We start from the raw sequence: 24,954 nt of genomic DNA on the forward strand, positions 1-24,954 counted from the left end.
TCTTTTCTCTATTTTCTAAGCTCTAACTTGAGAGCATTGATTTCATCCAGACCGGGATCAAAGTTTTACGGTCTCTTACAAACGCCTGGAAATCTTGGTCATTCATCAGATCAAATCCGGAAATAATTGGTCGTGCTACGAACGGAAATATCGTCATACCCAAAAAATTAAATAACAGGTGGAATGGATTGATATCCGGTTTTCTTTCTTTGATTTGCTTGATGATGACCGAGTTTTTTAAGATCTTTTCAATAGGCAGCAGTGATTTCACGTCTGAATTCTTTTTCTGAATTTCGCTGATGACAAACAGGGGAAGATTTGGGTTTTTAGACAAAATTTCAAAATACTTCTGACTCGCCAAATCAATTTTTTCATCGAGTGTAGTATTTTCATTGGTAATAATTGGGAGAATCTGCCCGAAAAGCAAAACGATTTTTACCTTCATCACTTGATCGAAAAGTTTTGCCTTGCTTCTGAAATAATAATTCAATAAGGCCAGGTTGATTCCGGCTTCGTCGGCTATATCTCTGGTCCGTGTTCCAGAAAACCCCTTTTCGGTAAAGACTTTGGAAGCTGCGAGAAGAATTTTATCTTCCGTGGAAATTTCTTGGTTTTCCATTCATTCAGTTTTGAGGTATCAAAGATACAATTAAAATTATGATTTAAACAAAATATTTAATCATATGATTAAATTATTTTGAGGTCCAAAAAAAAGCAGTCCGTATAAGAACTGCTTGATATTTTGCTTAAATTAATTTGTTACAATCCAAACTGTCTTGCAAAGAGATCCGGAAAAATACCGATTGCAATCAGTGCAGCCACGATGAAAACTGCAACGATATTGTAGGTCAAAGTCACTTTCTCCGTCGTCTTGAAACTACTGTCTTTCGGGAAAAACATCGCCATGATAATTCTCAAATAGTAAGCTATGGACAGTGCAGAACCAAGAACGCCCACCAATACCAGGAATGGTGCTTGTTCGATCGCCTGTGCGAAAATCGAGAATTTCCCCATGAATCCTGCTGTTAAAGGAATTCCCGCCATGGACAGTAATGAAATAGTCGCAGTAACCGCTAAAATGGGTTCAGTGTATCCCAATCCGCTAAAAGCATTATAGGAAGTTTCCCGTTTCAGTTTTTCCACCCAGATCAGGCACATCATCACACCAACGGTTGCCAATGAATAGGCGAATAGGTAAAATGCGAGATTATAGGCAGAGAGGCTGTTTATTCCGAAGAAAATCAACGCGATATAACCAACATGGGAAACGGAAGAGTAGGCCAACATTCTTTTGGCATTGCTCTGTGCAAGTCCCAATACATTCGCCAATAACAGAGTGATGATAATGAGCACTCCGATAATGTTGATCCATTCTGCGATGATTCCTGCGAATCCAATCGTCATGATTTTAAAGAATGCATAGAATGCGGAGGTTTTCACCACGGTCATCATAAAGATAGTGATCAGCGATGGCGAACCTTGGTAAACATCGGGACTCCACATGTGAAATGGCGCCATGGAAGTTTTGAAAGCCAAAGCGCAAAGAATAAGGATTGCACCCATGGTGAACATCAGGTCTTTCGTATTTGCGATTCCGAATTCGTAGACTTTGTACAGATCGAAGCTTCCTGAACTGCCGTAAACCAAAGCGATTCCTAATAGCAAGAATCCTGTTGCGAAAGCACCCATTAGGAAATATTTGATGGAAGCTTCGTTCGAACGAAGGTCGGTCTTGTTTGCTCCCGCCAAAACATAAAGCGGAATGGAAAGGATTTCTACGCCTAAAAATAAGGTCACCAAATTCTGGTAGCCAAACAGTACAATTCCACCGCAAAGCGAAAACAGCATTAACGCATAAAGTTCCGATTGGTGGCTTCTGTGGTTACTGAATGCGAATCCGCCCAAAAAGAAAAGCAAAAGCGTGATGACGATTGAGATTTTGGTGAACAAAGCTGTATTGGCACCAAAATCAAACATGGAAAGGTATTGTTTAAAGAACTCGCAATCCGGAAGATAACTCACATAAAATGCGATGAGTAGTCCCAAAATACCAATATACCTTGAAAATTTCCCCTTTTCAAAAACGCCCGCAAACAAGGCGGCAATCGCGGTAAGGAATACAATAATTAATACGCTCATTGAGTTGAATATTTTTGTTTGGAATTGTTTTTAGGTTTCAGGTTTGTCTGCTGGCAGATAGATTTGAAGTGACCAATTCCTAAATTTTTTAATGTCTTTATAATTATAAGTTGATACAAATCATTATCAATATTCCATGGGAATGCAGAATAATATTTGTAAGTCTATTCTCTTTTCTTTAAATTCTATTTAACCATTGATGAGTAAATAAACTTCAAAGGCTCATGTACCATTTCAATAATCGGCTGTGGGAAAAGTCCCAGCAGTATGACGAATGCAACCAAACTGGCCAATACCGAAAACTCCACATTTGATAAATCTCGGACTGATGACAGGATCCCTGTGTCACCTTCGCCAAACATCGCCTTTCCATAAAATCTGAAAAGATAAACTGATGAGAAAATCATGGTTGTACCACCGATTACTGCCGCAATCACACTATAATCAAAAATGGACTTAATCAAAATGAATTCGCCCACAAATCCATTGGTAGCAGGAAGCGCGATGGCTCCCAATAATATCACCATAAAAAGTACAGCGAATTTCGGAGCGACTCTTGCCAATCCGCCCATTTGCCGAATGTCTCTAGTTTTGAATCTTTTATAAAGTATATCGCAGCAGTAGAAAAGTCCTACTACGTTGATTCCGTGTGCAAAAGCTTGAACCATGGCACCTTCTCCACCTGAAATGGTAAAAGTTCCCTCCATGGTCAAAATCGCAGAAGCAATGATTCCCGCCGTCATTAAACCAACGTGTGAAAGGGAAGAGTAGGCAACCAATCTCTTGGAATCATTTTGAATGATCGCGATCAGTGCGCCATGAACCACACCGATAATCGCCAAAACCAGTACGATTTGTCCGGAAATTCCGAGAACCGGTTCAGGTGCAATTGGCAGCAAATACCTCAATAATCCGTAAACCGCCATCTTGAGCATAATTCCAGAAAGTAGCATTGAGCCTTGTGTAGGTGAATAGGTGTAGGTATCAGCTTGCCAGGAATGGAAAGGGAAGATCGGCAGTTTCACCGCAAATGCGAAGAAAATGAACCAGAAAATTACCGTCTGTTCCATAGAATTCAAATTTGCATTGTATAAGTCAGTCAGTTCAAATGAAGCGGACTTGGTGTACACGTAGATTAATCCCAGCAACATGAACAGTGATCCTACAAAAGTATAGACAAAGAACTTGGTGGTGAAATGGATCTTCTTGCTTTCCTGTCCCCAAATTCCGGCAATCAACCAGATGGGAATCAAAGTGATTTCCCAGAAAAGGTAGAACAACAGTCCGTCATAAGCAGTGAAAACACCGATTAATCCAAACTGCATCAACAGCATTAAACCATAATAGCTATTTCTGTAACCCGGTTTTTCGTTAAATGAAGAAAGAATGATCAATACCGACAAAATATTGGTCAGCAAAAGCAACAGCATGCTCATTCCGTCAATTCCCAAATGCAGGTTACTCTTGATGAATGTGGACCAAGGATAGTTGATCTCGTACTGTAAAACTCCATCAACAGTCGGCTTGAAATCGAAACTTGAAAGCATGAAGAATGTGAGAAGCATTTCAGCCAATGCAATTCCCAATGCCAAGAATTTACTTGCGGGATTCTTCCACGCGAACACCAACAACGAACCTACAAGAGGTAACAGCAGTAATGTTAATAACAGATACGACATTTATTATTGTAATATAAAGTTAACAAATAAAATGATTCCGATTGCCAAAGACATGATGAGGACATAATTTTCCACATTTCCGTTTTGGATCCTTTTGGCGGCTCTTCCCGAATCTTCAGCTCCCCAACCGATGAATTCCACAAACTTATTGAGAATTCCCTTGTCGAACATATTTCCACCGATTCCGAGTCCTTCCACAAACTTCACGAAAGTAGCGTTATAGAATTCGTCTAAAAGCAGTTTTCTGTTCGAAAGTCTTTCCCAGCCTGTATATTTGGAATCTTCAAGAGCCATTTTACCTTTTTTCACGTAGATATTTCTTACGATAAACCAAACGGTGAAAAACATGAGGACCGTCAAAGTCAATAGAATCAATTCAGTATTCAATGCCACCTCCGGAAGTTCTACATCGTAAACGTAGATTGACTTTAACCATTGGTCGAGTTTCGCCCAACTTCCGTGTCCGATAAAATGCGGAAGATTGATGAAACCACCGATTAAGGATAAAATTGCAAGAACAACTAAAGGCAAAGTCATATTCAAAGGACTTTCATGAATGTGTTTTTCCTGCTCTTTCGTTCCACGGAACTCACCGTAGAAAGTAAGAAAGTAGGCACGGAACATATAAATCGCCGTCAAAGTGGCAACAAGGAAGAGAATAGCCCAAAGAATCGGGCTTCTTCCATAAGTACTCGCTAAAATTTCATCTTTGGAAATCATCCCCGAGAAGAATGGAAATCCAGAAATCGCCAATGTTCCGATAAGGAAAGTGATATGGGTAATCTTAATTTTATCTTTTAAACCACCCATCAATCTCATATCCTGTTCACCGCTCATCGCGTGAATCACCGAACCGGAACCGAGGAATAAAAGGGCTTTAAAAAATGCATGGGTCATCAGGTGGAACATTGCCACTGTATAGGCTCCAACTCCCACTGCCACAAACATAAAACCTAATTGTGAAACGGTGGAGTAGGCAAGAACCTTTTTAATATCGTTTTGTCTCAATCCAATAAATGCAGCGACCAAAGCGGTTAAAAGCCCGATGAAAAGAATTCCGTCCATCGTGGTTGGTGCCAAAGAATAAAGGAAATTAGAACGAACGCAAAGATAAACCCCTGCAGTAACCATCGTCGCAGCGTGGATCAATGCAGAAACTGGAGTGGGTCCGGCCATTGCATCCGGAAGCCATGTGAATAAAGGAATCTGTGCAGATTTCCCTACGGCTCCGATGAACAAACTCGCTGTGATGAAAATAATGATAGGTGAGTCTAACTGAAATTTCGAAGAATTTTGAGCTACAGAAAGATAATCCACCGCATTGGTGTGATAAGCGATCAAACAAACCCCGATGATGAAAGCAAGGTCACCAATTCTGTTCATGATGAATGCTTTTCTACCGGCTGCTCCATATTCCTGGTTTTTGTACCAGAAACCAATGAGCAGGTAAGAACATAATCCAACACCTTCCCAACCGATGAACATGATCAGATAATTGCTTCCCATCACCAAAAGCAGCATGGAAACTATAAACAGGTTCAGATAAGAGAAAAACCGGTGAAAGCCTTTGTCAGTCCACATATAGCCAATAGAGTAAAGGTGGATCAAAGCTCCGATTCCGGTGATAATCAGCATCATCATCAAAGACAGTTGGTCAATGTGAAAAGCAAAATTGACCTGAATTCCATTTACCCTGAACCACTCAAAAAGCCGAACGATTTTCGGTGGGGTATCTGCATCAAACTTCAAGAAGATACTTAAAGAAAGACAGAAAGAAACAAAAACCACCAAAGTAGAAACTGCTCCTACCAAGGATTTCGGCAGGTTTTTTCCAAACAATCCGCTGAACAAAAATCCCAGCAATGGCAAAAGTATAATTGCGTAAACTAAATTTTCCATCCGTTATTTATCCTCTTAATTTATTAAAAATACTCACATCCACTGATTTGGTGTTTCGGTACATCATCGCGATGATGGCTAATCCTACCGCCACTTCCGCAGCAGCTACCACCATGATAAAGAAGACCAGAATCTGCCCGTTTCCATCGCCTTTATAGCTTGAAAAAGCCGCGAGCAAAAGATTCACAGAATTCAGCATCAACTCTACACAACCCAAAATGATGATGGCGTTTTTTCGAATTAATACTCCCAATACTCCCAAACTGAAAAGAACCGAACACAGAATAAGGAAATATTCCAGCGGAACAGTCTGAATAAATGAACTAACTTCTCCCATAATTCTACAAATCTTTTTTACCGATTAAAACTGCACCCACGATTCCAGCCAAAATAAGCAGTGAAGCCAATTCGAAAGGAAGGACATACTCGTTAAACAAAAGTCTTCCCAAGTTCTTGGTCAGACCCACGCTTCCGTCTATGTTTCCGGCGACAGTCCCTAACTTTATTCCTCTGAAAGCACCAAGAATTCCCACCAAAAGCAATCCCGCAGAAAAAACTCCGATGAACTTCATCAGGTTCTGCTTTTTGCCTTCATTTTCTTTTTTCAGATTCAGCATCATCAAAATATAAAGGAATAACACCATGATTGCACCGGTGTAAACGATGATCTGCACAATTCCCAGGAACTGTGCGTTCAGCAAGATATACATTGCCGAGATCGAAAACATAGTAGCAATCAGCCCTAAAATGGCATATAACGGATTTCTGGCAAATACAAAATAAACGGCACTTGCAACTGCGCAAAATGCGACAAAGAAAAATAACAGCTGTTCCATCTATTTCAGTGATTTTTTTTCCAATGATTCTCTCTGCAACTGGGTTTGTCTGTCGGAAACATTGATCCGCTCATTGATTTTTTCAACCAGTTTGTCTTTTCCATACACAAAACTACCACGGTTTTCTTCCACCGGAACCAGTCTGTCTGTGAGGTAAATCGCAGATTTCGGGCAAGCTTCTTCACACAATCCGCAGAAAATGCAACGCAGCATATTGATTTCGTAAACCGAAGCATATTTTTCTTCCCGGTAGAGATCCATTTCGTCTTTGGTACGCTCTGCAGCGGTCATCGTAATCGCTTCTGCAGGACAAATCACTGCACAAAGTCCACAAGCGGTACACCTTTCGCGGCCTTCATCGTCACGTTTCAACACGTGGAGTCCACGCCAAACTTTCACTCTCGGCCGAACCTCTTCAGGATACTGAATCGTGGCAACACCGTCTCCAAAAACCGATTTCGCGGCGTGGCGCATCGTAATTCCCATCCCTTTCAGGACCGCAGGAATATAGAGCCGCTCACCAAACGTCATCTTCTTGTTGGAAACCACTTTTGATCTATCTGTTAATTTCATTTTCAGAAATATATTTTAATTTTTATATTATTCAAAATTCACTACCATGATTTTCCCCTCGCAAAAGGGTAAGAATTAGTGAATTTTTTAAAAATTTTCCTCCCTTTAGTGTTGGGGAAAAGAAAATTTCCATTTCATTATTTTATTTATTGGGAGCAACACGCGGCTCGCTTCTTTTCAAGTCCGGTCCCGCTTTCCACTATATCTTTTTTAGCGATTCCGCTTCGCTCCATCACCAAAAAAGGATGCCGTTGCAATCGGGGCTAAAAAAGTTCTGTCGTTCTTCTTTTCGAGGTACAATTTTAAATCTACCTTTAGGCAGACAGGCCTCAAATATACTTTTAAGCCACGTAATGATGATACGCCAAAATGATTGCTGCCGTCAACATCAGATTCAGCAATGCGAATGGGAGCAACTTTTTCCAACCCAAATGCATCAACTGGTCATATCTGAATCTCGGCAAGGTCCATCTTATCCACATGAATACTAAAATTCCAAAGAAAGTCTTGGTCAGGAACGACACGATGGTCAGGATTCCTGCCGCATTTTCTCCCCAATTTTCGGTTACCCAGTCAATTCCCGGGAAATTATATCCCCCGAAGAACAACACCGTAATCAAAGCACTGGAAATAAACATGTTCACGTATTCCCCAAACATATAAAGACCCAGTTTCATGGATGAATATTCGGTGTGGTAACCGTTGACCAACTCATTTTCACATTCCGGCAAATCGAAAGGTGCACGGTTTGTTTCTGCCAAAGCCGCTACAAAAAAGATGATGAAAGCCAATGGCTGGTAAAAAATATTCCAGTTCAGTCCTGAAATTTCCGGGATAATTCCCCAGATTTTTCCATGGGTTTGCTGCTCGACTATCACTTTCAAATCCAGTGAACCAGACATCATGATGATTGCCAGCAAAGACAATCCCATCGCCAATTCATAAGAAATCATCTGTGAACTTGCACGGATCGCCCCAATGAGGGAAAACTTGTTATTGGAAGCCCAACCTCCGAGCAAAATTCCGTACACACCAATGGAAACCATTCCAATGAGGAACAAAACTCCGATATCGATATTCGCAACCTGCAAGTCGAAAGAGGTTCCGCCAATATTAAGGGTTTTTCCCCAAGGAATTACCGCACCGGTAATCAGTGAAATAAACATCACCAGTGAGGGGCCGATCACGAAAAGGAATTTTTCAGCCTGTGCAGGAGTGAAGTCTTCTTTGAAGAAAAACTTTCCACCATCTGCAAGCGGCTGCAAAATCCCGAATGGTCCGGATCTGTTCGGCCCGATTCTGTCTTGCATGATGGCTGCAACTTTTCTTTCTGCCCACGTGGAATATGCGGCAACGGTGAGTGCCAATAAAAATAGCGCGAGAACCAGTATGATCTTAAAAGTGATTAATTCCATTATTTTAAAAATTGACTTTTCAGTCGGTCATTACATCAATAAAAAATTTTCGTCGATTCCTTTTCGAGATTTCTCTTCGTCTTTCGGACTGAGTTCTTTGGCGTCCGGATTATTGAGCATAGAAATCATGTTTTCCGGTTTTTCGTAGTGATTTAGTGAGATCACAGAATGTCGGTCGATATGTCTTGGACCTTCTACAGTCCATAGTTTCAGGTCTTTTTTATGGAAACGGCAGTCATTGCAGATCCAATCCTGCACCTCGTCAAATTGGTCTTTTCTTGCGGTGACACGGATTACTTCGTCGCCTTTCATCCAAAGAACTGCTTTTCCGGAGCACTTGTCGCATTCGCAGTGGGCGTTCATCGGTTTGGTGAACCAAACTCTGCTCGCGAAACGGGAAGTTCTGTCCGTTAAAGCTCCAACCGGGCAAACGTCAATCACGTTTCCGATAAAATCGTTTTCCAGAGCTTTATTTAGATAAGTGGAAATCTCTGCATGATCTCCTCTGAACAAAATTCCGTGTTCTCTTTCCTCAGTCAATTGGTTGGCTGCCAAAACACATCTCGCACAGAGAATACATCGGTTCATATTCAATTTGATGTATGGACCAATATCTTCAGGTTCGAAGGTTCTTCTGGTAAACTCAGTTCTGGTTTCTTCCAAACCGTGAACGTAGCCCAAATCCTGTAAATGACATTCTCCGGCCTGATCGCAAACAGGGCAATCGAGTGGGTGATTGATCAGCAAGAATTCGGTGACTCCTTCTCGGGCATCCAACACTCTTTCGGAAGTGCTGTTTTTTATTTCCATCCCGTCCATAACAGTTGTCCGGCAACTTGCCACCAGTTTCGGCATGGGTCTCGGATCTGCTTCCGAACCTTTCGAAACTTCTACCAAGCAGGTTCGGCATCTTCCGCCGCTTCCTTCCAGGGGTTTGTAATAGCACATTGCAGGTGGAACAGATTTTCCGCCGATTTGTCTGGCTGCCTCCAGAATGGAGGTTCCTGGATCCACTTCGGTGGTCTGTCCGTCTATTGTTACTTTGAATTTTTTAACTTCTTCGCTCATATCTCTTGGCTTTTAGCTTACAGCTTATTGCTTTTGGCTTAAATTATTTCTTTGTGTTAAAGGTATATCCAATACCTCCCATAATTTGTCCGAACATGAAATCCTGACTGGCTTTGTCGGGTTTATTGTTCAGTGTGGTTTTGATATCCGGCATATTGATATAACCTGCTTTTACTTCCACTCTTGCCAGAAAATGTTTCCAGAATACTGCATTGATGCTGGTTCTTAAATCTACTCCAAATCCGGCAACATGAAAACGGTCGCTTCTTTCATTTCCGAAAAGTTTCACATTGCTTTTTGGAAACATAATTCCTAATCCTCCACCATAACTCCAAACAATATCTACGTTTTTATTATTGGAGATGGACTGGTATTTTTCGAGCCCTAAGTTCTCATAATTGAGTCCGTCTGTATGTTCAAAAGTAAGGAATTTTTCATCAGCCAGATTGACTTGTCCGTTTTGAACCATTCCTGCATAAACCGGATCGGATATATTTCCTGAAAACTTTACCGTCTGGTCCTGATCCATCACATATTTCATGTGGTCTATTCCCAAAACGAGTGCTAAATTATCCTTGATAAAATATCCCAGTCTGAAATTGTACTGTGTTACGGTAAACCAAGCTGGATCGAAATATACCAAACCGAACTTCGTGGGGCGATCATGTGCAACCACATTTTCTAGCTTGAAATCATATCCATTTCCTGAAAAACGGATGTCTGAATTGGTGAACGCTCCTCTGTTCCAGCCATAAAAGACAAATATTTGTCCTTTTTTGGTCAATGGACTCTTTACTTCCTTGTATTGTTCAGGTTTTACTGAGTTTTCGTTTTGCGCGAATGTGAAAAATAAACCTCCACACATGATCAAGACTGCGAAAAATTTCTTCATATATTCTTAGGGTCGAACTCTCTTTGCTCTATTTTTTCTATTCCGCAATTATTCTGCTTTTGCTGCCACCGGAATCGGGTCTGCATAATTGGCCAAACCATAATTTCTGGTCAGGCATTCTGGATTATTGATATGCCATTCAAACTCGTCACGGAAATGTCTAATTGCCGCTGCAACCGGCCATGCTGCTGCATCACCAAGTGGACAGATCGTGTTTCCTTCAATTTTTCTTTGCACATCCCATAGTAAATCAATATCGGCAGAGGTTCCTTCGCCACTTTCAATTTTCTTTAAGATTTTATACATCCACGGAGTTCCTTCACGGCATGGAGTACATTGACCGCAACTTTCGTGAGCATAAAATCTGGATAAGGTCATGGTGTGTTCCACGATACATTGGTCTTCATCCAGTACTTCAAAACCACCTGAACCCATCATGGTTCCCGTCGCGAAACCACCGTCTGCAAGGGATTCATAATTCATGTATCTAGGTTCACCGTTGATGGTTTTCAACAGGAGATTGGCCGGAAGAATTGGCACAGAGCTTCCTCCCGGAATACAGGCTTTCAGTTTTTTGCCATTCGGAATTCCTCCACAGTATTCATCGGAGTAGATGAATTCTTCCACGGTAATCGTCATGTCGATTTCGTAAACACCTGGTTTGTTGATATTTCCACAAGCGGAAATAAGTTTAGTCCCGGTAGAACGGCCAACGCCAATTTTAGCATATTCAGCTCCGGTAATGTTGATAATCGGAACTACAGCGGCAATAGTTTCCACGTTGTTTACCACTGTCGGGCAAGCCCAAAGTCCTTTCACCGCAGGGAATGGAGGTTTTAGCCTAGGGTTACCTCTTTTTCCTTCCAGGGATTCCAGCAGTGCGGTTTCCTCACCGCAGATGTAGGCACCGGCTCCTCTCTGCACATAGATTTCCAGATCATATCCGGTTCCGAGAATATTTTTTCCAAGGAAACCGTTTTTCTTGGCCTCATCAATGGCTTCTTCCAAAATATCCGGAATCCACGAATACTCACCACGAATGTAGATGTAAGAGGTATTTGCGCCCAATGCAAAGGAGGAAATAATCATTCCTTCGATCAAAAGGTGGGGAATGAACTCCATCAGATATCTGTCCTTGAAGGTTCCGGGTTCGGATTCGTCGGCGTTTACGACCAGATATCTTGGAACGCCTTCTGGTTTTGCCAAAAAACTCCATTTCAATCCTGTTGGGAAACCAGCACCACCACGACCTCGAAGTCCGGAAGTTTTCACTTCTTCCACTACCGCTTCCGGCGTCATTTTCAGTGATTTTTCTACCGCTTCATAACCGCCCTGTTTGCGGTAAACGTCGAAATAGCGGATTCCCTCTATGTGGGCGTCTTTAAGTAAAAGTTTTTTACTCATTTTATTGATGCTTATGGCAATTGGCTCGCGATCTTGATCGGTTTGGCTTCTTGCTTTATATTATCTTATTTTGATTCAAATATTCTTAATCCAGCTTCATCGCTCCCTGTCTGCAGAGATCCAGGATTTCGTCCACTTTTTCTGTGGTCAGATTTTCATGGTAGAATTTTCCTAACTGAAGCATCGGTGCATATCCACAAGCTCCGAGACATTCTGCAGGCTTCAAGGTGAAAAGTCCGTCTTCAGTGGTTTCTCCGTCTTTAATATTGAGTTTTGTTCGGATATGGTCTAAGATTTTCTCACTTCCCCTCGTCAAACAAGGTCCGGTTCTGCAAACTTCCAAAACATATTTTCCAACGGGCTGCATGTTGAACATGGTGTAGAAAGTCGCTACTTCATAGACCTCGATGGGTTTGATGCGCAACACTTCCGCCACGTAGTCCATCACGGGAACATCCAGCCAGCCTCCAAATTCCTTTTGTGCCAAATGAAGTACAGGAATCAAAGCAGATTTTTGTTTCCCTTCAGGATATCTTTTGATAATCGTATGAACTTTTTCTAAAGTTTCTGGTTTAAAAGCAATTGTTTCGCTCATTTTATTTTAGATTATGGAACAAAGTGGAAAGAAACTGGGCTTATAACTTTGTTCAAATTTTATTGATGGTAAAATAGAGTCTCTGCTCATTTTTGCTCAATTGTTTATTATGCGTCTAATTCTCCTGCGATCACATTCAAACTACTCAAAGTGACCACTGCATCAGAGATTACCGAACCCGTGATCATTTCAGGATATGCTTGATAGTAAATGAAGCAAGGTCTTCGGAAATGAAGTCTGTATGGGCTTCTGCCTCCATCGCTTACTAAATAGAACCCCAGTTCTCCATTTCCTCCTTCTACAGCATGGTAAACTTCTCCTTTAGGAACTTTTGTTTCACCCATTACGATTTTGAAGTGGTAAATCAGGGCCTCCATTTTTGTGTAAACATCTGCTTTTTCAGGAAGATAGAATTCTGGTACCTCTGCATGGAATGGACCTTCTGGCAGATTATCTAATGCCTGTTGAATTATTTTCAAAGATTCCCAAATTTCCTGTTGGCGCACCATAAATCTGTCATAAGTATCGCCTGAAGTTCCCACAGGGATGATGAAATCGAAATCTTCGTAAGAAGAGTAGGGCTCAGCAACTCGAACGTCATAATCTACACCTGCCGCACGGAGATTGGGACCTGAAAAACCGTAACTTAAAGCACGTTCCCCAGAGATGGCACCTACGCCAATTGTTCTATCCATGAAGATTCGGTTTCTTTCAAGCAAGGCGCTGAAATCCTGAAATCTTGCGGGGAATTCTTTCAGGAAAGTTCTCAGAAGTTCGTGGAATTTGGGAGTGAAATCTCTCTCAAAACCCCCGATTCTGCCCATATTGGTGGTCAGTCTGCCCCCGCAAACCTGTTCGTACATGTCATAGATTCGTTCCCTATCCTGAAAAGTCCAGGTAAATCCTGTCAATGCACCGGTATCCACACCGATTACGGAATTACAAACCAAATGGTCTGCAATTCTGGCAAGTTCCATCATGATCACCCGCATATACTGCACCCGCTTTGGAATCTCAACTCCCAACAGTTTCTCTACCGTCATTTGCCAACCGATATTGTTAATCGGTGCTGAACAGTAGTTCATCCGGTCGGTCAAGGTGGTAATCTGCGTGAAGTATCTTCTTTCTGCGATTTTTTCGAAGGCACGGTGAATATAACCCACGGTTTGCTCGGAATGCAGGATTTTTTCACCATCCATGGTGAGGATATTCTGGAAGATTCCGTGCGTTGCAGGGTGGGTTGGTCCCAAATTGAGGGTGTAGAGTTGACCGTCAATCTGTTCTTTAGACTCGTGCTGGTTCAATATGTTTGAGAGTGCGTTGTCTTTCATAATTGCTATTGGCTTTTTGCTATTGGCTTCCTGTAAGTGAGCAGAAGCTATTTGCATCTTTATCTTCCGAACATTGTATCGTCTTTATCGGTTCTGGTTCCGTCTTCCAATGGGTATTCCTTCAAAAGTGGATGATAGCCGAGTTCAGGATCGTTCAGAATTATTCTTAAATCAGGGTGCCCTTTAAATTTGATACCGTAGAAGTCAAAAGTTTCCCTTTCCATCCAGTTTGCCGCTGCGTATAAATCAGTCAGCGTATCTGCTTCTGCATTTTCTTTCGGCATGAAAGTTTTCAGTCGGATTCTGTGATTGTCCACGAGATTATGGAGGTGATAGATGACTCCCAATTCCTTTTCCGGCATTTCCGGATGATGGATTCCACAGATATCGGTCAAATACATATAGTTCAGACTGCTATCTTTCAGGTGATGGATCACTTTTTTGATATCCTCTTTCTTGATTTCCAAGGTCAGAAACCCATACGGTTCGGAACTTGAAATCACAGACTCCGGAAATTCTCTATTGATGGCCTCTAGGACAAAACTATTGGTAAATTCCATGAAATTAATTGATGTTGAAAGATTCCAGTAATTCTTGATATTGCGGAAGATCGCGTCTCCTTAAGCTTTCACTTTGCGAAAGCGCCTGGATCTGCATGAATCCTTCCAAAATTTGCTCAGGTCTTGGCGGACACCCCGGAACGTACACATCCACAGGAATTACCTTGTCGATTCCCTGTAACACAGAGTAAGAATCGAAAATTCCTCCACTGGAAGCACATGCGCCCACTGCGATTACCCATTTCGGTTCAGCCATCTGTGTGTAAACTTCCTTAAGGATGGGTCCTAATTTTTTCGAGATTGTTCCGCAAACCATTAACACGTCGGCTTGTCTTGGAGAGAAACTCATTCTCTCACCCCCGAATCTTGCCAGGTCATAGTTCGGAGCCATGGTGGCCATGAACTCGATTCCGCAACAAGATGTGGCAAAAGGAAGTGGCCAGAGTGAGTATGAACGCGCCATACCGATCAAACTGCTGAGTTTTGTGGCAAAGAATCCTTCACCTTCTAAACCCGGAGGAGCGGGTGCGTTTGTATTTATTTTAGGTAAATCTGACATTGTACTAAAGTTTAAATTTAAAAAAAAAACTGAAATTGATTTTGAATCCGAAATATTATTTATTCCAATCCAAAGCGCCACGTTTCAATACATAGAAGAATCCCACAAAGAAAATGGAGACGAAAGTCAAAACCGCCATGAAGCCGGCTAATCCGAATTCCTTGAAGTTCACCGCATAAGGATAAAAGAACACGATTTCAATATCGAAAAGTACGAAAAGCACAGCGGTAAGGAAGTATCTGATGGAAAACGGCGTTCGGGCATCTCCCTCACTTTCAATCCCACATTCGAAGTTTTTGTTTTTTTCAATGGTGGTGTCCTTTTGTCGCGGTCCCAAATAATGAGCGCCCAAAAGCGAAATTCCAACAAAACCCAGTGCAACAAGAGCCTGAATCATTATGTAGCCGTAATCTGCATGTGAAATCATATCTTAGTCTTTACTAATCTGCAAATTTAGTCAATTACTATTTAAGCAAGAAATTTAAGTCCTTTAAAAACGGTTGAAATTGGACACTATTTGCAATTTAGAATTTTTAAAAATAAATAATACTATTGCCAAAATCCTAATTTTTATGGGTTTATTTTATAGATTTATCATCTTCATTTTTCGCCGCATTTTTCAGCTTTTTCAACAGTACAAATGCCATGTAGCCTATGTACAGAAAAAGGAAACTTGCAAAAAGAATATTAATGATCGTATTTAATCTTTCATCTGCAACCCGGAAAAATTGGTTGTAGATGATAAATATCATGATCATTCCGATGTAGAGGTAGAGTTGCCGTTTCATAATCTTGCAGGAGGTTTTAAGTTCGGTATTAAATTGAATTCAGCATGTCTGGTTATGTTAAGACAAAATTGGATGGAATGGTGATCCACTGATCCAAAAGTATAGCATTAATTATTTACCGACATAGAATATGTTCGTCTTCGCTTATGGTTCACTGGTTCATAATCCTGCCAAAGAAGCTGCACGCTCTTGTTTTCCTCAAGTTCGGGATTGGTTTCAGCGAATTGGATTCCCATTTTACTGAACCGCTCGAAAATTTCTTTAAAAATGATTGCAGTCACTCCTCTTCTTTGGTAATCCGGATGGATTCCGATGAGATAGAAGTTGGCACGGTCGTTCTTTTTCCCGGCCTGCAAAAAATGCCACCAACCAAACGGAAAAAGCTTCCCGTTCGCTTTCTGCAAAGCTTTGGAATAGGAAGGCATGGTGATGGCAAACGAAATCAGCTGCTGATTTTCGTCTTCCACGCAGATGATGTAGTTTTTGTTGATGAATGGGAAATATTTCTCTTTGTAGGTTTGCTTCTCTTCCTCTGAAATAGGGGTATATGTGGAAAGCGAACTGTAGGTTCTATCCAATAACTCAAACATGGAATCCACGAGTGGCAGAATTTCAGACTTCTTTTTAAATTTGATGACCTTCAGTCTGTATTTCTGTGCGATTAAATCGCTGAATTTCACTATCTTTTCCGGAAGCGTTTCCGGGAATTTCATTTCGAACTCCACCCATTCTTTTTCTTTGACTAAACCGATTCTTTCTAAATGTTCAGGATAATAGTCGAAGTTGTAAAGTCCGATCATGGTTGCCAATTTGTCATAACCGCAAGTCAACATGCCCGCTTTGTCCAGATTGGTGAAGCCCATCGGTCCTTCAATCTTTGGAATATTATTTTCCCTGGCAAAATTGATTGCGGTATCCAATAATTTTTTGGAAACTTTAAAATCGTTAATAAAATCCAACCAACCAAAACGCACCTTGCTGATTCCCAATTCCTTTTCCTCTTTTCGGTTAATGATTACGGCAATTCTTCCGACTACTTTTCCATCCTGCACCGCGAGATATTTCTTCGCTTCAGAATAGGCTAGAGCGGGATTTTCTTTTGGATTCCAAACCTTTTTTTCGTCAATAATTAATGGTGGAACGTAATATTGGTTATTTTTATAAAGTTCCATCGGAAATCTGATGAATTTTTTTAATTCACCGGCATCTTTTACTTCAATTACAACTATTTCAGACATCTGTTTAGATTTGAATTAACAAAGATAAATATCTCAAGGAACATGCGAAACTTTGGCACGCTATTTACTTGTAAAAAGGCAATTTATTTAAAACTAAAAAAGAGGAAATGGGAAGTTATTATTTAATTATTGGGGTGATTTTCATCGTCAGTATGATTGTTCAAAACCGTTTGAAGTCGAAATTCGCTTACTATTCGCAGGTGCAGTTGCAAAACGGAATGTCGGGAAAGGAAATTGCCGAAAAAATGTTGAGAGACAACAATATCAATGATGTTCAGGTGATTTCCGTACCGGGAAGACTGACTGATCATTACAATCCAGCCGATAAAACGGTGAATCTTTCAGAAGAAGTATATATGCAGAGAAATGCCGCAGCAGCAGCTGTTGCAGCACACGAATGTGGACATGCCGTGCAGCATGCAGTTGGGTATTCCATGCTGCAGCTCCGGTCGAAAATGGTTCCGATCGTGAATATATCATCCAGATTATTGCAGTTTGTTTTGATGGCAGGTATTCTGGTCATGGCATCCAGCGGAAATAAAACGCTTTTGACCATTGGAGTTGTTCTTTTTGCGGTGACCACTTTGTTTGCGTTCGTGACTTTGCCGGTGGAATATGACGCAAGTAACCGAGCGCTGAAATGGCTGGAAACCTCGGGAACATTAGGGAGAAGTGAGCATGACGCGGCACAGGATTCTTTGAAATGGGCGGCAAGAACTTACGTCGTTGCAGCTCTGGGTTCACTGGCGCAGTTGATTTATTTCGCTTCTATGCTAAGTGGAAGACGGGATTAAAAATAGAGAAAATCATTGTGGGGTAATTTATAGAATTTGTAAATTACCCTTTATTTTTTTACATATATTATGAAAGCAACCTCTCAGAATATTCTTGATGTCGATCGCCATTTCTCAATTAATTGTTGCGGAAAACTGGTGAATCTGGATGCTCCGAAAATCATGGGGATTCTGAATCTGACTCCGGATTCCTTCTCTGATGGTGGAAGGTTTGATGACGAAAAGTCAGCGTTGGTTCACGCCGAACAAATGGTGAAAGAAGGAGCCCACATTATAGATATCGGGCCACAGTCAACGAGACCAAATGCGGAATTTTTAAGCCCTCAGGAAGAAATTCGCAGAATTGGAAATATGATTTCTATCATTAAGAAAGAGTTTCCAGAAGTTTTGATATCCCTGGATACTTTTTATGCAGAGGTCGTGAAATTCGGTTTCGATCAGGGAATCGACATTGTGAACGATATTTCCGGCGGAAATTATGATGATAAAATGTTCGAAACAGTAGGAGAGACTGGGCTTCCCTATATTCTGATGCATGTCAATCCAACCTACCCATCGATGCACGAAAAGCTGATCGAGGAAGACGTGATCTTAAACATCAACAGATATTTTTCCGGTAAAGTGCTTCAATTGCAGGAAACTGGAGTGAAGGATATCATTTTGGACCCCGGTTTCGGATTTGGAAAAACCGTGGCACAAAATCACCAAACGATGGACGAACTGGAGTTTGTCGGGTTTGGAAAAATGCCTTTATTGGTGGGAATCTCCCGAAAATCGTTCATTTATAAACCGCTGGGTAAATCACCTTTGGAAATCAATGAAGAAACACAGCGGCTTCATAAAAAAGCGTTACAAAAAGGAGCAAAAATTCTTCGTGTGCATGATGTGGCTGAAACCTTTAAGACCATTCGCGATTTTGAAAATTCAGGGCTCTAAATCAGCTGCTCCATACTGGAAGTAGCTTTGTTTTTTTCGTATTGCTCCAATTTTTCGCGGACCCATCTCAATAAAATGGGTGCCAGATAAATCAAGGCGACACCGATCAGTTTTTTCTTCCAACCAGCACCATATAGATTTTTCTTGGCATAATTTCCGACGAATGCAACCGCGCTCATCTTGAGTGCGTTTTCGATCATGTTCGCACCGGCATCGCTTTTGACAAAACCAAAAATGTCGTGTTTGTTCATAAAATAATCCTTGATGGAATTCGAAATCTCTTTCACTATTTTTCCGGTATCCAGCGAGACTTTTGTTTCGCCGCCCGGCTCGGTTTCCTCTTTCAGGAATGGATCGGTAAAACCTTTGGTCAAAACGCTTAAGCTTTCTTTAGTATTTTCGAAAGTCAGTAAATCTTCCATTTCGGCTACCTCCTTTTTTAAGAGTGCCTTTTTTCTTCGTAATTCCTCTAATCCGCTGTATCTTGTTCCCATTATTTTAATCGTTTAAAGATTCCAGGATTTTGTTGGCCACTTGTTCTTTGATGGATTTTCTGCGCCAAAAAAGAACCAACAAAATCAACAAATAAAATGCTGCCACGATTAGAATCCCGTAGCCATAATTGTCCAAATATTCGCCAATGAGGAATCCGATTCCGAAAAGTAGCAGTATCACAAAAAACAATGCACTGAAAGCGGTCAAAACCAAAAAAGCCAATGCGCCGATCAAGGTGACCGATTTTTCGGTTACTTCCATTTTAAGAAGATCTGCTCTTTTTATGGCATAATCTTTTATAAGGTGAAGCATAATATTTTTTTTAAAATTACAAAAAAAGGAACTTATTTCGCAAAGTTCCTTTCTATTTCTAATGAATAAAACGGAATCCTATTATGATTTCAGTCCGTCTAATTCTGTTTCCACGTCTTTCACGACTTCGGCAGTTTTCGCCACTGCTTGATCCTTGTATCTGTCATAGCCTTCTTTCACGGTAGAAGCCACGTTTTTAGCGGTTTCTTTCACTTGTGCAGAGAGGGTTTGATAGTTATCCTTCACCTTTTCAGAGAGGTCCTGGTATTGAGCCTTTGCTTTCTCAGTGGTTTTTCCGTATTGGTCAACCGCCTGATCTTTTAAATCGTTGGCTTTCTTTTTGATTTTCTTTCTGGTTTCTTTACCTTCTTCTGGAGCATAAAGCATTCCCAGAACTACACCTGCTGCTGCACCTGCAAGTAAACCTGCCAAAACGCCAGCTGCGTTATTTCTTTTTTTAGACATTTTTAGATATTTTTATTGTTAATAGTTAAGTAATTGTGTTTTTTGATTTCCTCCTAAAGTTACAATTAATATACCATTTAAAAAAAAGAAATTCATAAAAAAATGTTAAAAGTCATCAATATAGGAAAGAATCAGTTCAATGGTCTGGTTTTTATTGAGGTGGGTATTGTCAATCAAAATGGCATCATCGGCTTTCCTTAAAGGTGCCACTTCTCTTTCACTATCTGTTTTATCTCTGGAAATCAGGTTTTCTCTCACGGTTTTTTCATCGGTTTGGATGCCTAAATTGGTGAGTTCCAAAAATCTTCTGTTGGTTCTTTCTTCCACACTTGCGGTGAGAAAAAATTTGTAGTCCGCATTGGGCAAAACCACGGTCCCGATATCTCTTCCGTCTAAGATTACGCCACCTTGCGCTGCAATCGAACGCTGGGTTTCCATCAGGAAGTCGCGGACTTCTTTTTGAGCGGCAATCCAACTTACGTTTGCAGAAACCTCATTGGTCCTGATTTCTTTTGAAATGTCTTTTCCATTAAGAAAAAGGACCAGGTCATCACCGATCTGTTTAAACTCGAGTTTGATTTGCTTTAGATTCTTAATGAAAGCTTGAAGATTGATTTCACCCGATTCGTTTTGGCAGCAAGTGTTCGCAAAATAAGTCACGCCTCGGTAAAGCGCGCCCGTGTCCATGTGCACCAAACCCAATTTTTTTGCGATCACTTTGGAAATCGAACTTTTCCCGGTGCTCGAATAACCGTCAATGGCGATTACAGGTTTTCTCATACCGCAAATTTCCTGAAATTTTTTGGAATGTGAAAGCTTAAAATGTTGTTGAAAATTAAGAAAAAATTCGGTTTCTTCAGCTGACCGTTTTGATCTATCTGCGGTTTCCGCCGAGTTCAATCAGATCCATGGCAATCCCAAACATATTCAGATTGGCTGAATTATGGTATCTTACGTGTGCATAATCAAATTTGAAGTAGGAAATCTTAATCCCAAAACCAGCAGAAAGCCCGGCAAAACTGCGTTGGTCAATGACGGCGAGTTCATTTCCACGCTTGACATTGTAACCCAACCTCACATTGAAAGACTGTCCCGGAAAAAGTTCTGCCCCGAAAGAGAAATGGTCGGCTATTTTTCGGAGTTTGCTGATCGGTTGCCCATTGTTATCGTAGTCCTGTGAAATGTCGTATTGCTGCAAATCGTGCGCGGTAATGGTAAATGCCAAAGGAAAATCGTCCAAAATTCTGGTGTAGCCCAAATCCACCCGAAATGCTACCGTTTCGCGAACTCCATTATAAGGTTTGAACTGATACCCGAAGTTCCTGAAAACCAAAGCCACTGTTTCATTGCTTTGTGCATTGTGGTAAGTAACACCTGCGGTTCCCACTACCGCCATCGAAGTATAATTGTCGATTTTTGAAGTCACGAAATTCACGCCACCACCAATGGTGAAATCTTCATCAAATTGGTAAGCGTAGCTTGCTCCGATAGAGGCATCCATGGCAGAAAACGCTCCATTCGTCACCGCACTTTCATCGGTTCTCGGCATGTTTCCATAATCCATGTATTTCGCATTGAAGCCGATCAGATGGCCTTCAGATAGGTCGCGGACATAAGACAGCGTACCATAGTTGGTTCCGGCAAGATAAGACGCATAGTTGAGAGAAACCATCTTGTCCTGCTCCAGATTCATCAAACCGGGATTGGTTCCAGAAAAGGCTACGTCATAATCACGCACAGAAACCGCATCACCACCCAAAGCCGCCTGTCTCGCAGAAACGGGAGTGTTCAGGAAGGGATAGACATTTGTTCCCACCTGAGAAAACAGAAAGGAAGAACAGGAGAGGAGTGAAACAATTGATAGTTTTTTCAAATCAGCGGTTGACGTGCAAAAATAAGACAATTAGATTTTTTTGGAAAATAATTCCCCGCAAATATAATTCTATTAACGAAATTATCTCGGTTTCCTTATATTTGCAATGAAAAAATCTGTAACATTTTAAAAATGAAATATAAAAGAATCCTCCTGAAGTTGAGTGGTGAGGCTTTAATGGGAAATCGACAATATGGGATCGACACCGACCGTTTGATAGATTATGCCCATGAGATCAAGAAAGTAGTGGAGAAAGGCTGTGAAGTGGCCATCGTTATCGGTGGTGGAAACATCTTCCGGGGAGTTGCCGGAGCCGCCAAAGGAATGGACCGGGTACAGGGAGATTATATGGGAATGCTTGCAACAGTCATCAACGGAATGGCTTTGCAGGGAGCTTTAGAAGATGCCGGAGTTTTCACCCGACTTCAATCTGCCATTGAAATGGACAAAGTGGCCGAACCTTTCATCAAAAGACGTGCGGTGAGGCATTTGGAAAAGGGGAGAGTGGTGATTTTCGGGGCAGGAACCGGAAATCCGTATTTTACTACAGACACAGCGGCAACTTTGAGGGCGATTGAAATCGATGCAGATGTGATCCTGAAAGGAACCAGAGTAGATGGAATCTATGACTGCGATCCCGAAAAAAATGAAAACGCGGTGAAATTTAACTCGCTCACTTTTGAAGAAGTTTTTGAAAAAGGAATAAAAGTGATGGATATGACTGCATTTACTTTAAGTCACGAAAATAAATTGCCAATTATCGTTTTCGACATGAACAAAGAAGGAAACCTTCTGAAAATAGTGGAAGGAGAAAAAATTGGAACCTTGGTTAATTTAGGGGCAATCAGTAACGAGTAACAAGAAATTAGCAATATGGAAGAAATAGAACTAACAATTGAAATGGTGAAGCAGGAAATGGATTCTGCACTGAAACACCTTGATCATGCTTTTCAAAAAATCCGTGCCGGAAGAGCTTCCACCACGATGATTCAGGATGTGATGGTGGAATATTACGGCGCACCGACTCCAATCAGCCAGGTTGCAAACCTGATGGTTCCGGATGCGATGACGATCTCCATTCAACCTTGGGACAAGACCGCGATCGGTGCCATTGAAAAAGCAATCATCAATTCCAATTTGGGATTCGCCCCTTCCAATAACGGCGAAAACATCATCCTGAATGTTCCGCCATTAACCGAAGAGCGAAGAAGGGAATTGGCGAAAAGTGCAAAGGCGGAAACCGAAGCCACCAAAGTAGTGGTGAGAAACGCCAGACAAGATGGAATGAAAGAGCTGAAAAAAATTGAAAACATCTCTGAAGACCTCGTCAAAGACGGAGAAGCAAAAATCCAGGATCTCACCGACAAATATGTAAAACTCTGCGACGAAAAACTGAAAGCGAAAGAAGCGGAAATTATGAAGGTGTAAGGTTTTCGGATTTATTGATCAAAATAGGAAAGTCCCTTTTTGGGGGCTTTTTTTGATTGTTTTTTTGTGACAACAGTTATGCCAGTTTCGTCTTCGCCCTTCTGTCTTCATTTCAACCCGATCTTTTGTTTAGAAGTCTTTCTAAAAGCGCAGGAAGTAGTTTTTTTTATCAATGAATGGAATACCAAAAGTCTTTTATGATTTTTAGAATTATTGCTTTTTTTTGTGGCGTTTGGTAGTATTTGGAAGGGGTTCCTGTCTGCCGACAGGCAGGTTCTGCGGGTTTTCTTCGCTGCAGAATACAAGTTCCCTTATCCACAAAGGTTATTTCGCAGGCAAAGGTTGGGTGACGAAATAAGAAAGTTGGGAATGGTAAAAAGAATTCAAAAACAAATCACTAAATTTGGTTTGACTAATGAGTATTTTTTTAATTTTACAACAAGCTGATTATCATTACAAATTTAAAGCGTTAGTCAGAATTCCCTTACTCGAAAACGGAGTTGTTTTTAGCCGCTAACGAAGAAATTTTTACTATTTTGGATAATCAAATAGTCAAAAAATGAAAACATATAACTATTTGATTATCAATATTTAAATTTAACGTTAGTCAGAATTTTACCAGAAATCCCGAATAAAATGAAAATAACTTTAACTCTTGTAATTTTATTCATTCTGAACGTTAGTTGCGCAAAAAGTAAAACTGAAGAAAATCAAGAAATAAACAAAATTCTAAATGCGTTTATTAAATATGAATCTGACCGAAAAAATTTAAAACCTGAAAAAATATTTTTGGTTAATCCTGAATTGCAAAAATTACAAATTTATGTTCCAAGTCAAAAAGAAATTTTGGGGGAAGAACCAGGACCACCACCCTTTTTCAATAAAAACATTATTCATTTACTTGACTTTGGCAAAATTGACAAACAAACACGGAAACAAGATTCTCTAAACTTGTTGAAACAAAATAAATACGTTTTTGATTCCCTAAATATTGATTCAAAACTAAATCCTAACATTAAATTGGCAAATAAAACAGAAATTTATGAACGCATAAATTTATATCAATTTTCAAATCCTGTATACTTCAATGATAACCTTGCATACATTGAAACAATATATTATGAAACAGTTTTCGGAATTGGGTTTGGTTACTTATTGGAAAAACAAAAAGATGGAAGTTGGAAAGTAATAAACATAAGAAACACCTTTATTACCTAAAAAAAACTGCAGGTAATAACTAAGCTTTCGTTGGGCTTGAAAAGCCAACAATGAAAGCCCGTTGAACGGAACCTTCGGGGCTTTTTTGGCAGTCTATGGAGTTATCGTTTTTAGAATTTAGATACACAAAGCAGTTTTTTTAGAATTACTGCTTTTTTTGTGGGCAGAAGTGGCACTTTGTAGGGTTTAAATGCTGTGATTTTTCGTTTCAGCATATAATTTCCCTTACCCGCAAAGTTTATTTCGCAGAGAAAGTTTGGGTGACGAAAAGAAAATCCTGTGGCGGACCGCGATGCATGAAAATGCGCGGTCATCATTTGGAATATGCGATTTGGTGCTTCCGGTGGGAGGAGCCGTCCTTCAAGGGTGTATTTTCCGATTCCTTCTGCCCGGTTTTGCAGGGCTTTCGCAAAGTATTGGCGGGATCTTCAGTACCTGAAGCGGGCAGTAACTCATA

General features: G+C 40.8%; 28 protein-coding genes. 5 read left to right on the plus strand and 23 right to left on the minus strand.

Annotation, left to right across the window (positions count from 1 at the left end):
- Positions 1-22: 22 nt before the first annotated feature.
- From L0951_RS12780 to L0951_RS12865, 18 genes are all read right to left on the minus strand, one after another.
- Positions 23-619 carry a TetR/AcrR family transcriptional regulator gene (locus tag L0951_RS12780; protein WP_234111648.1) on the minus strand — a complete coding sequence of 199 codons (597 nt, stop codon included), beginning with the start codon at positions 617-619 and terminating at the stop codon, positions 23-25.
- Positions 620-759: 140 nt separating this feature from the next.
- Positions 760-2,139 carry an NADH-quinone oxidoreductase subunit N gene (locus tag L0951_RS12785; protein ID WP_234111649.1) on the minus strand — a complete coding sequence of 460 codons (1,380 nt, stop codon included), beginning with the start codon at positions 2,137-2,139 and terminating at the stop codon, positions 760-762.
- 185 nt (positions 2,140-2,324) lie between these two features.
- Positions 2,325-3,818, minus strand: coding sequence for a NuoM family protein (locus L0951_RS12790; RefSeq protein WP_234111650.1), 1,494 nt, complete (start codon positions 3,816-3,818; stop codon positions 2,325-2,327).
- A 3-nt stretch (positions 3,819-3,821) separates the two neighbouring features.
- Complete coding sequence (nuoL, locus tag L0951_RS12795; protein WP_234111651.1) at positions 3,822-5,717, minus strand: NADH-quinone oxidoreductase subunit L; 1,896 nt, start codon at positions 5,715-5,717, stop codon at positions 3,822-3,824.
- 7 nt (positions 5,718-5,724) lie between these two features.
- A complete protein-coding gene (gene nuoK, locus L0951_RS12800) occupies positions 5,725-6,054 on the minus strand; it encodes an NADH-quinone oxidoreductase subunit NuoK (RefSeq protein WP_048498184.1) in 330 nt (109 codons plus the stop codon).
- 4 nt (positions 6,055-6,058) lie between these two features.
- Positions 6,059-6,553 (minus strand): NADH-quinone oxidoreductase subunit J, encoded by a 495-nt coding sequence (locus tag L0951_RS12805; protein WP_234111652.1) that lies wholly within the window; start codon positions 6,551-6,553, stop codon positions 6,059-6,061.
- Positions 6,554-7,126: a NuoI/complex I 23 kDa subunit family protein gene (locus tag L0951_RS12810; protein WP_234111653.1), complete on the minus strand. Its 573-nt coding sequence runs from the start codon at positions 7,124-7,126 to the stop codon at positions 6,554-6,556.
- 341 nt (positions 7,127-7,467) lie between these two features.
- Complete coding sequence (gene nuoH / locus L0951_RS12815; protein WP_234111654.1) at positions 7,468-8,541, minus strand: NADH-quinone oxidoreductase subunit NuoH; 1,074 nt, start codon at positions 8,539-8,541, stop codon at positions 7,468-7,470.
- Positions 8,542-8,571: 30 nt separating this feature from the next.
- The gene (locus L0951_RS12820) at positions 8,572-9,609 is read right to left on the minus strand and encodes a 2Fe-2S iron-sulfur cluster-binding protein (RefSeq protein WP_234111655.1); all 1,038 of its coding nucleotides are present in this window, start codon (positions 9,607-9,609) and stop codon (positions 8,572-8,574) included.
- A gap of 43 nt (positions 9,610-9,652) precedes the next feature.
- A complete protein-coding gene (locus L0951_RS12825; protein WP_234111656.1) occupies positions 9,653-10,501 on the minus strand; it encodes a hypothetical protein in 849 nt (282 codons plus the stop codon).
- Between the two features lie 48 nt (positions 10,502-10,549).
- Complete coding sequence (gene nuoF, locus L0951_RS12830) at positions 10,550-11,905, minus strand: NADH-quinone oxidoreductase subunit NuoF (protein ID WP_234111657.1); 1,356 nt, start codon at positions 11,903-11,905, stop codon at positions 10,550-10,552.
- Positions 11,906-11,990: 85 nt separating this feature from the next.
- The gene (gene nuoE / locus L0951_RS12835; RefSeq protein ID WP_234111658.1) at positions 11,991-12,500 is read right to left on the minus strand and encodes a complex I 24 kDa subunit family protein; all 510 of its coding nucleotides are present in this window, start codon (positions 12,498-12,500) and stop codon (positions 11,991-11,993) included.
- Positions 12,501-12,607: 107 nt separating this feature from the next.
- Entirely contained in the window at positions 12,608-13,831 is a 1,224-nt protein-coding gene (nuoD, locus tag L0951_RS12840; RefSeq protein ID WP_234111659.1) for an NADH dehydrogenase (quinone) subunit D, read from the minus strand.
- 59 nt (positions 13,832-13,890) lie between these two features.
- Positions 13,891-14,391, minus strand: a complete 501-nt coding sequence (locus L0951_RS12845; protein WP_234111660.1) for an NADH-quinone oxidoreductase subunit C — start codon at positions 14,389-14,391, stop codon at positions 13,891-13,893.
- A 4-nt stretch (positions 14,392-14,395) separates the two neighbouring features.
- Positions 14,396-14,950, minus strand: a complete 555-nt coding sequence (locus L0951_RS12850) for an NADH-quinone oxidoreductase subunit B (RefSeq protein WP_234111661.1) — start codon at positions 14,948-14,950, stop codon at positions 14,396-14,398.
- A gap of 55 nt (positions 14,951-15,005) precedes the next feature.
- Positions 15,006-15,377 carry an NADH-quinone oxidoreductase subunit A gene (locus L0951_RS12855; RefSeq protein ID WP_234111662.1) on the minus strand — a complete coding sequence of 124 codons (372 nt, stop codon included), beginning with the start codon at positions 15,375-15,377 and terminating at the stop codon, positions 15,006-15,008.
- 151 nt (positions 15,378-15,528) lie between these two features.
- Entirely contained in the window at positions 15,529-15,738 is a 210-nt protein-coding gene (locus L0951_RS12860) for a hypothetical protein (protein WP_234111663.1), read from the minus strand.
- Positions 15,739-15,845: 107 nt separating this feature from the next.
- Positions 15,846-16,976 carry a GNAT family N-acetyltransferase gene (locus tag L0951_RS12865; protein WP_234111664.1) on the minus strand — a complete coding sequence of 377 codons (1,131 nt, stop codon included), beginning with the start codon at positions 16,974-16,976 and terminating at the stop codon, positions 15,846-15,848.
- A 107-nt stretch (positions 16,977-17,083) separates the two neighbouring features.
- On the opposite strand from L0951_RS12865, the gene L0951_RS12870 reads away from it, so the two are divergent.
- Together L0951_RS12870 and folP are read left to right on the plus strand one after the other, a co-directional pair.
- Complete coding sequence (locus L0951_RS12870; protein ID WP_234111665.1) at positions 17,084-17,770, plus strand: zinc metallopeptidase; 687 nt, start codon at positions 17,084-17,086, stop codon at positions 17,768-17,770.
- A 69-nt stretch (positions 17,771-17,839) separates the two neighbouring features.
- Entirely contained in the window at positions 17,840-18,706 is an 867-nt protein-coding gene (gene folP / locus L0951_RS12875; RefSeq protein ID WP_234111666.1) for a dihydropteroate synthase, read from the plus strand.
- Here folP and L0951_RS12880 read toward each other — a convergent pair.
- From L0951_RS12880 to porQ, 5 genes are all read right to left on the minus strand, one after another.
- Positions 18,703-19,200 (minus strand): phosphoribosyl-ATP pyrophosphatase, encoded by a 498-nt coding sequence (locus L0951_RS12880; protein WP_234111667.1) that lies wholly within the window; start codon positions 19,198-19,200, stop codon positions 18,703-18,705. The genes folP and L0951_RS12880 overlap by 4 nt on opposite strands.
- Before the next feature lie 4 nt (positions 19,201-19,204).
- On the minus strand, positions 19,205-19,513 hold the full coding sequence (locus L0951_RS12885) for a phage holin family protein (RefSeq protein WP_234111668.1): 309 nt from the start codon (positions 19,511-19,513) through the stop codon (positions 19,205-19,207).
- 81 nt (positions 19,514-19,594) lie between these two features.
- Positions 19,595-19,978 (minus strand): YtxH domain-containing protein, encoded by a 384-nt coding sequence (locus L0951_RS12890; protein ID WP_234111669.1) that lies wholly within the window; start codon positions 19,976-19,978, stop codon positions 19,595-19,597.
- 105 nt (positions 19,979-20,083) lie between these two features.
- Positions 20,084-20,758: a (d)CMP kinase gene (gene cmk, locus L0951_RS12895; protein ID WP_234111670.1), complete on the minus strand. Its 675-nt coding sequence runs from the start codon at positions 20,756-20,758 to the stop codon at positions 20,084-20,086.
- A gap of 94 nt (positions 20,759-20,852) precedes the next feature.
- Positions 20,853-21,851 carry a type IX secretion system protein PorQ gene (porQ, locus tag L0951_RS12900; protein WP_234111671.1) on the minus strand — a complete coding sequence of 333 codons (999 nt, stop codon included), beginning with the start codon at positions 21,849-21,851 and terminating at the stop codon, positions 20,853-20,855.
- A gap of 132 nt (positions 21,852-21,983) precedes the next feature.
- Here porQ and pyrH point away from each other — a divergent pair, with 132 nt between their 5' ends.
- The 3 genes from pyrH (at position 21,984) to L0951_RS12915 (ending at position 24,497) form a co-directional block, all read left to right on the plus strand.
- On the plus strand, positions 21,984-22,709 hold the full coding sequence (gene pyrH, locus L0951_RS12905; RefSeq protein WP_234111672.1) for a UMP kinase: 726 nt from the start codon (positions 21,984-21,986) through the stop codon (positions 22,707-22,709).
- A gap of 15 nt (positions 22,710-22,724) precedes the next feature.
- Entirely contained in the window at positions 22,725-23,279 is a 555-nt protein-coding gene (gene frr, locus L0951_RS12910; RefSeq protein WP_234111673.1) for a ribosome recycling factor, read from the plus strand.
- Positions 23,280-23,915: 636 nt separating this feature from the next.
- Positions 23,916-24,497: a hypothetical protein gene (locus L0951_RS12915; RefSeq protein WP_209391260.1), complete on the plus strand. Its 582-nt coding sequence runs from the start codon at positions 23,916-23,918 to the stop codon at positions 24,495-24,497.
- Positions 24,498-24,954 lie beyond the last annotated feature (457 nt).

This window comes from Chryseobacterium sp. R2A-55 (assembly GCF_021401085.1).
Taxonomy (GTDB): domain Bacteria; phylum Bacteroidota; class Bacteroidia; order Flavobacteriales; family Weeksellaceae; genus Kaistella.

Coding starts and splice junctions, on each gene's coding strand:
- L0951_RS12820 (WP_234111655.1), bottom strand. CDS start 9,609: ATGAGCGAAGAAGTTAAAAAATTCAAAGTAACAATAGACGGACAGACC.
- L0951_RS12885 (WP_234111668.1), bottom strand. CDS start 19,513: ATGCTTCACCTTATAAAAGATTATGCCATAAAAAGAGCAGATCTTCTT.
- frr (WP_234111673.1), top strand. CDS start 22,725: ATGGAAGAAATAGAACTAACAATTGAAATGGTGAAGCAGGAAATGGAT.
- nuoD (WP_234111659.1), bottom strand. CDS start 13,831: ATGAAAGACAACGCACTCTCAAACATATTGAACCAGCACGAGTCTAAA.
- L0951_RS12850 (WP_234111661.1), bottom strand. CDS start 14,950: ATGTCAGATTTACCTAAAATAAATACAAACGCACCCGCTCCTCCGGGT.
- L0951_RS12825 (WP_234111656.1), bottom strand. CDS start 10,501: ATGAAGAAATTTTTCGCAGTCTTGATCATGTGTGGAGGTTTATTTTTC.
- L0951_RS12890 (WP_234111669.1), bottom strand. CDS start 19,978: ATGTCTAAAAAAAGAAATAACGCAGCTGGCGTTTTGGCAGGTTTACTT.
- nuoK (WP_048498184.1), bottom strand. CDS start 6,054: ATGGGAGAAGTTAGTTCATTTATTCAGACTGTTCCGCTGGAATATTTC.
- cmk (WP_234111670.1), bottom strand. CDS start 20,758: ATGAGAAAACCTGTAATCGCCATTGACGGTTATTCGAGCACCGGGAAA.
- L0951_RS12790 (WP_234111650.1), bottom strand. CDS start 3,818: ATGTCGTATCTGTTATTAACATTACTGCTGTTACCTCTTGTAGGTTCG.
- folP (WP_234111666.1), top strand. CDS start 17,840: ATGAAAGCAACCTCTCAGAATATTCTTGATGTCGATCGCCATTTCTCA.
- L0951_RS12870 (WP_234111665.1), top strand. CDS start 17,084: ATGGGAAGTTATTATTTAATTATTGGGGTGATTTTCATCGTCAGTATG.
- pyrH (WP_234111672.1), top strand. CDS start 21,984: ATGAAATATAAAAGAATCCTCCTGAAGTTGAGTGGTGAGGCTTTAATG.
- nuoE (WP_234111658.1), bottom strand. CDS start 12,500: ATGAGCGAAACAATTGCTTTTAAACCAGAAACTTTAGAAAAAGTTCAT.
- L0951_RS12785 (WP_234111649.1), bottom strand. CDS start 2,139: ATGAGCGTATTAATTATTGTATTCCTTACCGCGATTGCCGCCTTGTTT.
- nuoH (WP_234111654.1), bottom strand. CDS start 8,541: ATGGAATTAATCACTTTTAAGATCATACTGGTTCTCGCGCTATTTTTA.
- L0951_RS12810 (WP_234111653.1), bottom strand. CDS start 7,126: ATGAAATTAACAGATAGATCAAAAGTGGTTTCCAACAAGAAGATGACG.
- L0951_RS12855 (WP_234111662.1), bottom strand. CDS start 15,377: ATGATTTCACATGCAGATTACGGCTACATAATGATTCAGGCTCTTGTT.
- nuoL (WP_234111651.1), bottom strand. CDS start 5,717: ATGGAAAATTTAGTTTACGCAATTATACTTTTGCCATTGCTGGGATTT.
- L0951_RS12915 (WP_209391260.1), top strand. CDS start 23,916: ATGAAAATAACTTTAACTCTTGTAATTTTATTCATTCTGAACGTTAGT.
- L0951_RS12880 (WP_234111667.1), bottom strand. CDS start 19,200: ATGGGAACAAGATACAGCGGATTAGAGGAATTACGAAGAAAAAAGGCA.
- L0951_RS12780 (WP_234111648.1), bottom strand. CDS start 619: ATGGAAAACCAAGAAATTTCCACGGAAGATAAAATTCTTCTCGCAGCT.
- L0951_RS12865 (WP_234111664.1), bottom strand. CDS start 16,976: ATGTCTGAAATAGTTGTAATTGAAGTAAAAGATGCCGGTGAATTAAAA.
- L0951_RS12805 (WP_234111652.1), bottom strand. CDS start 6,553: ATGGAACAGCTGTTATTTTTCTTTGTCGCATTTTGCGCAGTTGCAAGT.
- L0951_RS12845 (WP_234111660.1), bottom strand. CDS start 14,391: ATGGAATTTACCAATAGTTTTGTCCTAGAGGCCATCAATAGAGAATTT.
- nuoF (WP_234111657.1), bottom strand. CDS start 11,905: ATGAGTAAAAAACTTTTACTTAAAGACGCCCACATAGAGGGAATCCGC.
- L0951_RS12860 (WP_234111663.1), bottom strand. CDS start 15,738: ATGAAACGGCAACTCTACCTCTACATCGGAATGATCATGATATTTATC.